11 protein-coding genes are annotated in these 12,475 nt (G+C 72.1%); 4 read left to right on the top strand and 7 right to left on the bottom strand.

The features are described from left to right. Positions 1-162 precede the first annotated feature (162 nt). The gene (locus NAG42_RS34220; protein WP_369077119.1) at positions 163-678 is read left to right on the top strand and encodes a protein-tyrosine phosphatase family protein; all 516 of its coding nucleotides are present in this window, start codon (positions 163-165) and stop codon (positions 676-678) included. Positions 679-729: 51 nt separating this feature from the next. Continuing rightward, entirely contained in the window at positions 730-1,251 is a 522-nt protein-coding gene (locus tag NAG42_RS34215; protein ID WP_250036159.1) for an SRPBCC family protein, read from the top strand. 55 nt (positions 1,252-1,306) lie between these two features. Here the strand turns inward: NAG42_RS34215 and NAG42_RS34210 are convergent, their stop codons facing one another. Then, positions 1,307-2,116, bottom strand: coding sequence for a class I SAM-dependent methyltransferase (locus NAG42_RS34210; RefSeq protein WP_250036158.1), 810 nt, complete (start codon positions 2,114-2,116; stop codon positions 1,307-1,309). Positions 2,117-2,265: 149 nt separating this feature from the next. Then, entirely contained in the window at positions 2,266-3,843 is a 1,578-nt protein-coding gene (locus NAG42_RS44555; protein ID WP_284046262.1) for an FAD-dependent monooxygenase, read from the bottom strand. Between the two features lie 64 nt (positions 3,844-3,907). Here NAG42_RS44555 and NAG42_RS34195 point away from each other — a divergent pair, with 64 nt between their 5' ends. Next, a complete protein-coding gene (locus tag NAG42_RS34195) occupies positions 3,908-4,531 on the top strand; it encodes a TetR/AcrR family transcriptional regulator (protein ID WP_250036156.1) in 624 nt (207 codons plus the stop codon). 75 nt (positions 4,532-4,606) lie between these two features. Here NAG42_RS34195 and NAG42_RS34190 read toward each other — a convergent pair whose 3' ends face one another. Genes NAG42_RS34190 through NAG42_RS34170 form a run of 5 tightly spaced genes read right to left on the bottom strand, consistent with a single transcriptional unit; the run spans position 4,607 to position 10,979 of the window. Further along, entirely contained in the window at positions 4,607-7,174 is a 2,568-nt protein-coding gene (locus tag NAG42_RS34190) for an ATP-binding protein (protein ID WP_250036154.1), read from the bottom strand. Between the two features lie 39 nt (positions 7,175-7,213). After that, entirely contained in the window at positions 7,214-8,881 is a 1,668-nt protein-coding gene (locus NAG42_RS34185) for a glycoside hydrolase family 3 protein (protein WP_250036153.1), read from the bottom strand. After that, complete coding sequence (locus NAG42_RS34180; protein ID WP_250036152.1) at positions 8,878-9,432, bottom strand: flavoprotein; 555 nt, start codon at positions 9,430-9,432, stop codon at positions 8,878-8,880. Before NAG42_RS34180 ends, NAG42_RS34185 begins: the two co-directional genes overlap by 4 nt. A gap of 3 nt (positions 9,433-9,435) precedes the next feature. Continuing rightward, positions 9,436-9,795, bottom strand: a complete 360-nt coding sequence (locus NAG42_RS34175; RefSeq protein WP_250036151.1) for a hypothetical protein — start codon at positions 9,793-9,795, stop codon at positions 9,436-9,438. Next, a complete protein-coding gene (locus tag NAG42_RS34170) occupies positions 9,792-10,979 on the bottom strand; it encodes an extracellular solute-binding protein (RefSeq protein WP_250036148.1) in 1,188 nt (395 codons plus the stop codon). Before NAG42_RS34170 ends, NAG42_RS34175 begins: the two co-directional genes overlap by 4 nt. Positions 10,980-11,206: 227 nt before the next feature. Here NAG42_RS34170 and urtA point away from each other — a divergent pair, with 227 nt between their 5' ends. Beyond that, positions 11,207-12,445 carry an urea ABC transporter substrate-binding protein gene (gene urtA / locus NAG42_RS34165; RefSeq protein ID WP_250036146.1) on the top strand — a complete coding sequence of 413 codons (1,239 nt, stop codon included), beginning with the start codon at positions 11,207-11,209 and terminating at the stop codon, positions 12,443-12,445. Positions 12,446-12,475: the final 30 nt, after the last annotated feature.

The raw sequence follows: 12,475 nt of genomic DNA, 5'->3' as shown, positions 1-12,475 counted from the left end.
AGACCCATCGACGGACGCGAAAAGCGGGTCGACCGGATCAGCGAGCAGGACCGGCGGGATCGACCCGCCGGAGGACAGCACTCAGCGGCGGACGAAACGCCGGCGTCGCTCGCTGAAGGTGTGCATGGGCAACACGGTAGCGCACGCGGCAAGATGAATTCCGTGACGACGCGGTTGTGGGAGACCGGGGAGACCGGCGTGCTGCGGTTGCCGTCCGGGCGGCTCGTGCGTGGCCGGGGGCTGCGTGAGCCGATGCCGTCGGGGCACCCGCCGGCCTTCGGGGTCTATCTGCTGGGTTCGGCGCCGCCGGAGTTCGGGTGGGTCAGCCGGTGGGTGCGGTGGCCCGACTTCCGGCTGCCGGGCGATCCCGCGTACGCGGAAGAGGTTTTCCACGAGGCCTGGCTGCGGGCGGCGTCGGAGCGGGTGGAGATCGCCTGCGGTGGCGGGCGCGGGCGCACCGGGACGGCGCTGGCCTGCCTGGCCGTGCTCGACGGGGTGCCTCCTGGTGAGGCGGTGGCTTTCGTACGCGAGCACTACCACCCGCGGGCGGTCGAGACACCGTGGCAGCGTCGCTATGTGCGGGACTTCCGCCCGACCGCGCCGCCTTCCCCTTCGCCGGGCGCCGTGGCGTCCACGCCGCCGCCGGGCGCCGTGGCGCCCAAGAAAACAGGGCAGTGATCAGAAGCGGCCACTACGCTGGAGCAGCATGCCGACGCCCTGGGGGGACTCATGATCGTCGTGGAGCGCACGCTCGCCGTGCGTGTTGATGCTGCTGTGGCGTTCGGCTATCTGAGTGATTTCAGCAATACCGCTCGGTGGGATCCGGCCGTGCGCGAGGCGACCCGCAACGACGCCGGCCCGATCGCGCCCGGGGCGAGCTGGCATCAGACCTGCCGGCTGCTCGGCATCACGACCGAGATGACCTACACGCTGGCCGAGGCGGCGCCCGGCCGGCTGGTCTTCCACGGGCGCAACGAGGGCGCCACCTGCATCGACACGGTTGTGGTGCGGCCGGTCGAGACGGGGGCCGAGGTGACGTACCGGATAGAGCTCGAAATGCACGGCCTGGCCAAACTGGCCACGCCGGTGATCAAAATGGAGTTCGAGAAGCTGGGCACGGCCGGCGCGAACGCGCTGACCGAAGCGCTCAACGAGCTCTCCCCCGGCGCCCGCGCCGCCGAGCTGCACTTCCCCTCCGACGTCCCGCATCCCGCCGCGCTGCCGACCCGGAGTCAGGAAGCGCAGGCCTGAGACCTTTGTGGAGCGTACGGCCCGGCCTCCCCCTCCGAGGCCGGGCGCCGTCACGTCAGGCCCGGGTGGCGACGATCCGCAGATAGGCGGACGGGATGCGGGCCGTGCCGTCGGTGGCGGTGTTGTAGCGGCCGACCAGGGCCACCAAATCGTCGTAAAGCGGCTTGCCGCCGTCGGCGCCGAGAGCCTCGAAGGCCTTGAGGGTCGGGCCGTAGTGCTGCCGGAAATAGTCGGCGAAGCGCTCCGGCGAGGTGAAGCGGAAGACGAAGTCGCGCCGTTCGACGCGCACGTCGCCGACCCGATCACCGAAGAGCTCGCGTACCCGGTCCTCGCTGCCCCACTCGACCGGGCCGCGGATGCCGGGCGGCGGCGGGACCCGCCGGCCGACGGTCCGGAACATCTCACCGATGAAGCCGTCGGGCGTCCAGTTCGCCATGGCGATGGTGCCGCCGCCGCGGCACACCCGGGTCAGCTCGGCGGCGGTGCGCTCCTGATCCGGGGCGAACATGGCACCGACCACCGACACCACCGCGTCGAAGCGGCCGTCCGGGTAGGGCAGGTTCTCGGCGTCGGCGATCTCGGTGGTGATGGGCAGGTGCTCGGCGTCGGCGCGTTCGCGGGCCCGGGCGAGCAGGCCCGGTACGTAGTCGGTGGCCGTCACCCGGCAGCCGCAGCGCGCCGCGGCGATCGAGGCGTTGCCGGTGCCGGCCGCGACGTCGAGCACCTCGGCCCCGGCTGACAGGTCGGCCGCTTGGACGGTGTCCTCGGCCATCGGATGGATCAAAGCGGCCACGGCGCCGTAGTCGCCGCTGGCCCAGGTTTTCTGTTGTTTGGCTTTCAGGCCTTCGAGTTCCAGTTCGCTCATGTCTTCGACGGTAGGGAATTCGCAGGTCGCGGCACATGGGGAGAGCTCCCTATGTTGGCCGGCTCCGTTGCCGGGCGGTCTGGGGCGGCCCGCGCGGCGGAACGGGCGTGGCTTGGGCCCGGCTGGGCCGCGCGGGACCGGCGGGCCGCTCAGTTGCCCAACCCGCGGGCGAAGCGGCGGCGTAGTGGTGGGGTGGCGGCGGTCAGGCGGAGTGCGGTGCGGAAGAGGGCGCGGCCGGCGGCGGTGGAGTGCGCTGCCTGCCGGGCGTTGCGCAACGACAGGCGTACGGCGGCGAAGCCGTAGGTGAGCATCTCGCGTTCGTACCGTTCGATCGCGGTGAGCAGCGGCGTCTCGCCCCGGAAGGCGGCGGCGAGCTCACGGTTGAGGAGGGCGGCGTCGCGGAGTGCGGTGTTCGCGCCGACGCCGGCCATGGGCGTCATGCTGTGGACGGCGTCGCCGAGCAGGGTGACGCGGCCTGTGGACAACTCGACGTTCTTGTCGGAGGCGGCGGGTAACTTGAAGCCCCACCCAGACGGGTGGGGTGGCACCACGACGGTGGCGCTCTTGACCCGGAATGCGTTGACTGTGGCGGGATCGCTGCGACTCACCAGGGTGCGGAACTCGGGCGCCCAGTCGCGCAGGCGCTCGTCCACGATCCGCGTCAGCGCCTCCGCGTCGAGCCGCTCCACACCGGCCGGGAAGGTCGCGGTCGCGTCCGAGAATCCCCAAAGGACCTGCTCACCGACGCTCGGCACCGAGTCCCCGGTTGAGGCGGCCACTCCGTCAGCAGGGGCGGCTGACCTGCTGGCCCGGGCGGCTGAGCCGCTGCTGGGGGCGACTGACCTGCCGCTGAGGACGGCTGGTCCGCCGGTCGAGACGGCTGGTCCGCCGGTCGAGTCGGCTGGTCCGCCGGTCGAGTCGGCTGGTCCGCCGGTCGAGTCGGCTGGTCCGCCGGTCGAGTCGGCTGGTCCGTCGGTCGAGTCGGCTGGTCCGCCACTCGGGGCAGCGGGTCTGCTACTCGGGGCGGCTGTCACCTCGCTCGGCCGGGCGGTGCCATCAGTGCCCCACGCCGCGGTGAACAGGGAGCCCCGCCCGCGCGGGATCACGACGTTGGCCCGGCTGGTCAGCATCGGGGGGAGTCCGTCGAGTGACCGGCAGCGGCCGGCGATCGTGAGGACTCCGGTGTCCACCCGGCCCGCGGCGGCCGGCAGCAGCTGGGCGCGGACGCGGGAGTTCGCGCCGTCGGCTCCGACCAGGGCGGCGCCGCGAGCGGTCGAGCCGTCGGCGAGGTGGGCGATCACCTGCTCGCCGTCCACCTCGTACGAAATGAGCTCGCACCCCGTCTCGAGCACGTCGCCCAGGCCGTCGAGCAGGGCCTCGCGCAGCTGGATGCGGCCGATGCCGTAGTGCCGGTCGGGCGCCCCGGCCCCCGGCGCGTTGATCTCGTCGTCGGCCAGTCCGAGCAGGTCGGTGCCGCGGTCGGTGAGGAAGCCGAACCCGCCGCCGGGCGAGGCGGCCCGGAGGAAGGCCGCCCAGCCGCTCGGTGGGAGCAGGTCGTGCAGGGCTCGGGCGCCGGCCGGGTTGATGTGGATGCGGTAGCCCTGGAGCCAGTCGGTGCGCTCGCGGGTTCGTTCGAGGACGCGGACCGGGACGCCGGCTCGCCGTAGCCCGTGGGCGAGGGCCAGACCGCCGATGCCGCCACCGATCACCAGCACTGAGGTTTCCATGCGCCGAGTGTCAGACGTACGGATGATTCTGTCAACCAAATGTTTGATTGATACGCTCGGCGACATGTCCGACCAGCCCCGGCCCCGCCGATCGCCCTCCGGCGGGGAGCGCCAGCGTGATCCCGACCGCACGAAAGAGCGGATTCTCGACGCGGCGCTGGTGGAGTTCGGCGAGCACGGCTTCGCCGGGGCCCGGATCGGGGCGATCGCCCGGCGGGCCGGGGCCAACCAGCAGCTGATCTCGTACTACTTCGACGGCAAGGCCGGGCTCTACCGGGCCCTGCTCGAGCGGTGGCGGCAGCTCAGCGCGGGCCTCAACCGGCCCGGCGCGCCGCTCGACGAGGTGGTCGCCGCGTTCACCCACGTCGGGGAGTCGCAGCGACACTGGGTCCGCCTGCTGATCTGGCAGGCACTCTCGGGCGAGCGCGAGGAGGGCGACACCGACTATCGGCAGGCGATGGTCGCCGACCTGCGGCGGCGCCAGACCCAGGGCGAGATCGCCGGGGACCTCGACCCGGCCTATCTGCAGCTCGCGCTGTTCGGCGCGGCGCTGGCGCCGACGCTGCTGGCCGGGTTCGCCGAGGACTTCACCGGGCTGCCCGCCGACTCCCCCGAGTTTCTGGACACCTACCGCGAACAGCTCAAACGCCTGATCGGCCACCTGAGCGGCGAGCCGCAGGCCACCTGAGCGGCGAGCCGCAGGCCACTGAGCGGCGAGCGGCAGCCCTCAGAGCAGGACCACCTGGCCGCGAGCGGTGAGGTCTCAGATCAGGCCGCGGTCCCGGGCCTCGGCGGCGGCCCGGCCGCGGGACGAGACGCCGAGCTTGGCCAGGACGGCCGAGACGTGGTGGTCGACGGTCTTGGCCGAGAGGGTGAGGCGGGCCGCGATGTCGGCGTTGCTCAGGCCCTCGGCGACCAGCACCAGCACCTCCTGCTGACGGCCGGTCAGGCCGGTCGGGTCGGCGGCCGTCGACGGGCGCGGGCCGCGCGGCACCCGCAGGCCGCGTTCGCGCAGGTCGGCCCGGAGCCGGCGGGCCGGGGCCAGCGCGCCCAGCCGGTCGAAGACGCGCAGCGCCTCGGCCGCCGCCGCGGCGTCGCCGTGGGACAGACAACAGGCCGCCAGGTAGGTGCAGCCCATCGCGGACCAGGCCGCCGCCGCGGCTCGCCAGTCGCCGTCGATCACCAGGCGGAACGGCTCGGCCGCGGTGGCCGGGGCCGGGGACTCGTCGCCACTGCGCCACTTCCAGAAGGCCAGCTCGCCGACGAACCACCGCTGATCGGCCCGCAGCGCCACTTGCAGACCGCGTTCGGCCTCCCGCGCGGCCCGGGCCGGATCGCCGGCCAGCCAGTACGCCTCGGCGAGGGCGACCGCCGCCGGGCAGAGGAACTGCGCCTCCTCGGTGGGGTAGCCGCGCTTCCCCGCGTCCAGCGCGTCGTCCAGGGCTCCGGGCTCGTCCCGCCGGGCCCGCAGCATGGCCAGGGCGGTCACCGCCGGCACCAGACCACCGCCGTGCATGGTCGGTCCGGCCAGGGCCTGCACCGCGTCGTCCTCGGCGGCCCGCCAGTCGCCGCGGGCCAGGAACATCCGGGCGCGGTGGCCCTGCAGGTGGCGGTAGTAACCGTCCAGGTCCCGGGCGACCAGGAACGGCATGATCCGGTCGAAGGTCACCTCGGCCTCGTCCAGGTCGTACCGGTCGACCGCGCTGCTGGCCAGGTTGGTCAGGGCGCGGCCCGCGTGGTCGTCGAACCCGCCCGCCGCCACGGCCAGGTCGTGCGCGCGCCGCAGCACGGCCGCGCCTTCCCGGTCCCCCAGGTGCAGCCGGGCCGATCCCATGTTGATCAGTGCGTGCAGCTCGGTGTCGAGGTCACCGAGGGCCCGGGCCAGCTCGCTCGCGCGCTGACCCCAGCCGATCGCCCGCTCGTCCTCGTCGCCCAGCATGAACAACTGGGACAGGTTGCTGTAGGCCGCCGCCAGCTCGGGCCCGGGCGGCTGCGTCTCGAGCACCTCGACGGCCCGGAACCCGCAGTCACGGGCCTCGTCGGGGCGGCCGTTCCACCAGCTCAGCCGGGACATCCAGCGCAGCCCGGCGCCGATCGCCAGGGGGTCACCGAGCTCGGTGCGCAGGGCGAGCGCGGCCCGGCGGGCGTCGAGCGCCTCGGCCAGCCCGCCGTGGTAGGCGGCGACGGAGTATTCCTCGAGCAGCTCGGCGCGCTCGGCGGCGGGCCGGTCGGCGGTCAGCGGCAGCGCCCGCGCGTAGTGGACGGTGGCCTGGTTGTAGGCGCCGAGCGAGGCCGCCTTGCGCGCGGCGACCGGCGTCCACCGCAGGACGGCCGCGGAGTCACCGGCGTGATGGGCGTGATGCACGAGGCGGGCGGGGTCGGCCTTCACGTCCTCGAGCGCGGTCAGGATCTCGGCGTGCAGGGCCTGACGGCGTACGGGGGAAAGGCTCTCCTCGACGGCGCGGCGCAGCAGCTCGTGGCGGAAGGCCACGCCGTCGCCGCTGGCCGTGAGGACGCCGCGGGCCAGGCACTCGTCGACCTCGGCGAGCCGGTCACCGAGCAGTTCCGGCCCGGTCCGCGACGGCACCACCGCCACCAGGTGCGCGACCTCGCGGGCGGGTGGCGTGAGCGTGGACAGACGGCTGAGGACCAGATCTCGTACGGTCGGGGGAACGCCCACCTCGGGAGCGGCCAGCACCTCGGTGACCAGCAGCGGGTTGCCGCCGGTGACCGCGTGCACGCCGGGGCCGTCGCGTCCCGCACGCCGGGCCAGCTCGGCCACCGCGGCCGGGCTGAGCGGCGGCAGGCCCACCCGGCGGATCAGCCCGCGCGGGATCCCGGCCAGGACGGTCCGCAGGCGGTGGTCGGGCCCCACCTCGTCCTCGCGATAGGTGATCAGCAGCAACGCCCGGCAGAGCGCGAGCCGCCGGCCGAGGAACGCCACCATGTCGAGCGTCGCCTCGTCGGCCCAGTGCAGATCCTCGAGCACGACAACCGGGCGCGCGGCCTGCGGCGGCCGGTCGAGCGCCTCCAGCAACAGGTCGAAGACCTCACCGCGCGGGCCGTCACCGATGCGCTCGCGCAACCGCCCGCCGAGCCGCCGGGCGATGTCGTGCAGCGGCCCGAGCGCCCGCGGCGTCAGCAGCGGATCGCAGGCGCCCCAGAGCATCTGCACGCGCGGCCCGGCCGCCTCGGCGAACGCGGCGGCCAGAGTGGACTTGCCGGCGCCCGCCTCGCCGCTGATCACGGCCACCCGTCCACCGGCCGCACTGCCGGCGAGCAGGCCGTCGAGCGCGGCGAGCTCAGCCGTGCGCTCCAGCAGCACCGTCACGCGCTCAGGCTAGGCACCCCCGTCGGCCCTGCCTAGCGACTATCGGACAGCTTTGGCACCGTAGGGGTAGAGGCCGTCGACGGTCACCGGGAGGCGGCCCGGCGCGCGGGCCTCGCCCCGCAGCACGGCGGCCAGCGCGGCCAGTGATGGCGGCTGATATCCGTAGGCCACGACGTAGGTCTTCGCCTCCGGGAAGGAGGCCAGGTCGTAGGGCGTGCCGACGGCGGCGACCACGATCGGCCGGCCGGTGGCCAGCAACGCGGTCACCAGCTTCTGCTGGGCGGTGTCGCCCCACGCGTTGAAGGTGGTCACCACCGTCACGTCGGCTTGGCGGGCGGCCTCGACGGCCTGGGCGATCAGCGCGTCGGACGGCGATCCGGTGTAGAGGCGGGTCGCGCCGAGGGCGGTCGCCAGTGTCGTCGTCGTGCCCACACCCCAGCCGGTGACCAGCACCTTCTGCTCGGGGCGCAGCGGCAGGGCGGCGGCCCGGAGCGTGGTGATCGACCGCTGGGCGATGCGGGCCATGGTCGCCACGGCGGAGGGCGTGCCGACGGTGGGCGGCTCGGAGACGTACGGATGGGTGGTCTTGGTCTCGAGGATGCGGCGCACGGACTGATCGATGCGACGCTCGCTGAGCTGCCCGGAAGCGACCGCGTCGAGGAGGATGCGGATGGCGCCGGGAACGCTGCGGGGCATCAGCAGCTGGTCGACGCCGGCTCGGACGGCACCCAGGATGACCTGTTCGTCGGTGTAGTCCTCGAGTGCCGCCGCCTCGAGCGCGTCGGTCACCACGACTCCCCGGAAGCCCAGCCGCTCGCGCAGCAGGCCGGTGATGATCGGCTTCGAGAGGCTGGCGGGCACGCCGGTCGGATCGAGCGAGGGTGCGACGATGTGGGCCGCCATGATGCTCGGCGCGCCGGCCGCGATGACCGCCCGGAACGGCGGGACGTGCGTGCGCAGGATCTCGGCGCGGCTCTCGTCGGTGACCGCGACGCCGTTGTCGGTGTTGACGGTGGTGTCGCCGAGACCCGGGAAATGCTTGGCGCTGGTGCCGATGCCGGCCGCGCGGTAACCGCGCTCGGCCGCGGCGCCGAAGGCCGCGACATGAGCCGTCCGGTCGCTGAACGCCCGCACCCCGTCGGCCGAGTTGCGGGGGTTCGTGTTCACGTCGACGACCGGCGCGTGCGTGACCGTGATGCCCAGCGCCCGCAGTTCGGTCCCGCTCACCCGGGCCGCGTCATACGCCGTACGCGGGTCGAAGGTCGCACCGATGGCCATGCTGCCCGGCGAGATCGCCAGGGGTGCCCCGATCCGGTTGACCGTGCCACCCTCCTGATCGGTGCTGATCTGCAGGGGGATGCCGGTGTCGGCCATCGCCGCGCGCTGCAGGCCGTTGGAGAGGGCGGCGATCTGCGGCGGGCTGACCAGGTTGCCGCTCCAGGTGAAGTAGATGACCCCGCCCAGGTGATATTTCGCCACCGCCTGGGCCGCCGTGGCCGTGCCGGCGCCGAACATCGCCTCGTTGGCCGCGGACGCGGTGGTCGCGGTGTCGCCGTAGGCGTACGAGACGATCATCTGCCCGACCTTCTCGGGCAGGGTCATGGCCGCGATGCGCCGGCCGAGCTCGTCGTGGGCCGTGGCCGGCGTGGCCAGGCCGGTCACGGCCATCAGCACCACCAGGGCGAGCGTGAGGATGCGGCGAGTCATGCCCTCATCGAAGCGCGACTATCCATCCGGGTCAATCCGAAGACGTCCTCGACCAGGTCCAGGGCCTTGATCCAGGGGAACGGGGCGTCGCTGCCGGGTACCCAGCCGTCGACCGGGCCGAACAGGACGCGGACGCCCTCGGCGCGCAGCTCGTCGAGGGAGCGCCGGAAGGGTCGGCGGGCGGCCAGCGGCTCGTTGACCGCGGGCACCAGGACCGTGGGCACGCCCCGGCCGATCACGTCGGCCATCGAGCTCAGCGGGTAGGTGTCGGCGATGCCGTTGGCCAGCTTGTTGATCGTGTTGAAGGTCGCCGGGGCCACGATCATCGCGTCGGCCGGGGGTGAGATGCGGGTGCCGTCGGCCGCGAACCGGTAGGTCGTGCGGATCGGCCGTCCGGTGGTGCGGGCCACCTCCGACGGGTCCATGAACTCCAGGGCGTTCTTCGTCGCCGTGACGTCGACCGTCCAGCCGCGCTCACCGGCCGTGCGGATCAGGTCGAGCACTCCCCCGGCGGCCGAGCCGCCGCAGACCACCACCCGTAAATCACCCATGGTTCAGGATTCTCCTGGATTGTCGGGGCCCGCCGCTGACTTACCGGCAGGTTCTTCGGCCGGCGACTCCGGCGGTTTCCTGATCGCCGTGTTGTAGGAGCGATAGGTGAGCCACAGCGCGACCACCGCGGCCACCGCCGCGGCCACACTGGACAGCTGGTCGGCCCGGGTCGGCCCGAGCGCGGCCACGAACACGGTCACGGTCAGCAGCACCAGCACACCGAACCCGGCGGTGCGCACCCGCTGCGACGGCGGGCCGAGACCCCGGTAGCGCAGGAACACGTTGAACCCGGCCTCGACCAGCACGATCGCGGCGGTGACGAGGATCGGGACCTGCCAGGCGTCGAGCCCCACACTGTTCATCGCAGCGCCCCCTGCAGATCCTCGATGAACCGTTGGGTCAGCTGCTCACCCTCGTACAGGTAGCGGCGCATGTGGTCGGCGAAGTACAGGGAGAAGTCCGCGTACCGCTTGTGCACCGGCCGGGGACGGGCGGCCTGCACCGCGAGCCGGATGTCGGAGAGGTGCGGGAGCGCCTCGCCCAGGCCGGCGTCGATGTAGGCGTTGAGTCCGGTCGGCGCGAAACCGTACTTGGCCAGGTGCAGTTGCGAGGACACGCTGGTGAGGAAGTGGATCGCGTCCTCGGCCGCCGCGCGATGCTCACTGCTCGCCGAGATGGCCAGGCTCTGCCCGCCGATGATCCCGTTGGGCAGGCCGCCGATCCGGATCTCCGCGGTGTCCTTCTTCAGGCGCTCGGCCCGGTCGATCGCCGGGTACGACACCGGCCAGTTGCGCATGTAGCGCAGCCCGGACCGCTGGAACGTGCGGGTGGTGTCGTCCTCGCCGGCCTCGACCCGGACCCGCCGCGCCCGGATCGCCGCGGCGAGCGGCTCGACCGCCTCGCGCCACTGGCCCAGGCTGAACGAGAGCGTGCCGTCGGCGGCGAGGATGGCCTCGTCCCGGGCGAGCGCGTGCTCCAGCACATTGACCACGAACGCCTCGTCGGTCTGCGGGCCGACCGTCCGCAACTGTCCCACGAACGAACCGGGCGAGCGGGCCAGCACGTCGGTCAGCTCGGGCTTGTCGTCGGCGGCGGCCTTGTCGGTGATCCGCCGGTAGAGCATGCCGACGTCGGTGTTGAACGGCATCGCCCAGAAGTCGTCGGTGTCCTTGCGCTCGCTGAGCCGGCGCACCATCGGCAGCAGCTGCAGCTCGCCGCGCGGGGTGATCGGGACGATGCGCTTGTCCTCGGCGAAGCGCGGGATGTGGATCACGTCGAGGTTGAAGATGTCGGCGTTGGTGCCCAGGAATGTCTCGTACTGGTCGCGGGTCGAGCTGTTGACCTCTTTGAGCTCGATCCGCGCGTCCGGGTTCAGCTCGTTCCACATCGTCACCAGCAGCCGCCGGCCGCCGGTCGGGTCCACTCCGGACGCCAGGGTGAGCTGCACCGATTCCCGGCGGGTCAGCACATACCCGGCGGCGGCCGACAAGGTGCCCGCCGTGAGCACGCCGGCCAAGAACGACCGTCGTGAGTAGAGCTCCGTCATCCACACCTCCGTTCGCGCCTACCGACGGTACCCGGTTGATCGCTGCCGCGTGATCCCGGTCACCCGTCGGAAATCTGGCCGAACGACGCCCGCCATTTATCGATGCCAATGCAAATTTGCAGAAACGGCCTCTTGATGGGCGGGAAACGGTAGCGACATCGGTCACTTCGAAACTGGCCCTACCCCATCGCACGACCAGCGAGGAGGCTTCATTGTTCAAAAACCGCGTGGCGACCGCTCTTGTTGCCCTCAGTGCCGTTACCGCCCTGACCGCCTGCGGCGCCAAGACCGCCGACACCGCGGGCTCGGCGCCCGCCGGTGGCGGAGCCGCCGTCGACACCTCCGGACCCACCGTCAAGGTCGGGCTCCTCAACTCACTCTCCGGCACCATGGCGATCAGCGAGGTCACCGTCCGCGACGCGATCCAGCTGGCGGTCGAGGAGATCAACACCGCCGGTGGCGTACTCGGCAAACAGCTCACCGCGGTCAGCGAGGACGGCGCCTCGGACTGGCCGACCTTCGCCGAGAAGGCACAGAAGCTGATCAGCCAGGACAAGGTCGCGGCGGTCTTCGGCTGCTGGACGTCGTCGAGCCGTAAAGCGGTCAAGCCGGTCTTCGAGAAGAACAAGGCGCTGCTGTTCTACCCCGTGCAGTACGAGGGGCTCGAGCAGTCGCCGTACATCTTCTACACCGGCGCCACGACCAATCAGCAGATCGTGCCCGCGCTCGACTACCTCAAATCGACCGGGAAGACGTCGGTCTACCTGGTCGGCAGCGACTACGTGTTCCCGCGTACGGCCAACAAGATCATCAAGGCGTACGCCGCCGCGAACGGGATGAAGGTGCTGGGTGAGGACTACGCACCGCTGGGCTCGACCGAGTTCTCGACGATCGTCAACAAGGTGAAGGCGTCCGGCGCGAGCGCGGTCTTCAACACCCTCAACGGCGACAGCAACGTGGCCTTCTTCAAGGAGTACAAGTCGGCCGGGCTGACCGCCGAGTCGATGCCGGTGGTCTCCGTCTCGATCGCCGAGGAGGAGGTCAAGAGCATCGGTACGCAGTACCTGGCCGGCCAGTTGACGGCGTGGAACTACTACCAGACCACCGAGGGCGCGGCCAACGAGAGGTTCGTCAAGGCGTACAAGGCCAAGTACGGCGCGGACAAGCCGACCAGTGACCCGATGGAGGCCGCGTACACCTCGGTCTACCTGTGGAAGGCGATGGCCGAGAAGGCCGGCTCCTTCGACATCGAGAAGGTGAAGGCGGCGGCCAACGCGGGCGGCATCACCTACGAGGCACCCGAAGGCCTGGTCACGGTGGACGGTGCCACGCAGCACGTCTTCAAGACGGCCCGGATCGGCAAGATCGGCTCGGACGGGCTGATCGAGGAGGTCTGGAACTCGGGTGAACCGGTGAAGCCGGACCCCTATCTGAAGAGCTACAGCTGGGCCACCGGCCTCTCCTGATGATCGCCGGGGTGGGGGCCGCGGCCCTCA

This window comes from Paractinoplanes maris (genome assembly GCF_023544465.1).
In the GTDB taxonomy this organism is placed as follows: Bacteria; Actinomycetota; Actinomycetes; order Mycobacteriales; family Micromonosporaceae; genus Actinoplanes; species Actinoplanes maris.
The sequence above is the reverse complement of the archived record's forward strand: the minus strand, read 5'-3'. Positions and strand labels throughout refer to the sequence as shown.

What these genes read in the sequence shown, in the direction of transcription:
- NAG42_RS34215 (WP_250036159.1), top strand. Translation starts at nt 730, where the DNA reads ATGATCGTCGTGGAGCGCACGCTCGCCGTGCGTGTTGATGCTGCTGTG.
- NAG42_RS34210 (WP_250036158.1), bottom strand. Translation starts at nt 2,116, where the DNA reads ATGAGCGAACTGGAACTCGAAGGCCTGAAAGCCAAACAACAGAAAACC.
- NAG42_RS44555 (WP_284046262.1), bottom strand. Translation starts at nt 3,843, where the DNA reads ATGGAAACCTCAGTGCTGGTGATCGGTGGCGGCATCGGCGGTCTGGCC.
- NAG42_RS34195 (WP_250036156.1), top strand. Translation starts at nt 3,908, where the DNA reads ATGTCCGACCAGCCCCGGCCCCGCCGATCGCCCTCCGGCGGGGAGCGC.
- NAG42_RS34185 (WP_250036153.1), bottom strand. Translation starts at nt 8,881, where the DNA reads ATGACTCGCCGCATCCTCACGCTCGCCCTGGTGGTGCTGATGGCCGTG.
- NAG42_RS34180 (WP_250036152.1), bottom strand. Translation starts at nt 9,432, where the DNA reads ATGGGTGATTTACGGGTGGTGGTCTGCGGCGGCTCGGCCGCCGGGGGA.
- NAG42_RS34175 (WP_250036151.1), bottom strand. Translation starts at nt 9,795, where the DNA reads ATGAACAGTGTGGGGCTCGACGCCTGGCAGGTCCCGATCCTCGTCACC.
- NAG42_RS34170 (WP_250036148.1), bottom strand. Translation starts at nt 10,979, where the DNA reads ATGACGGAGCTCTACTCACGACGGTCGTTCTTGGCCGGCGTGCTCACG.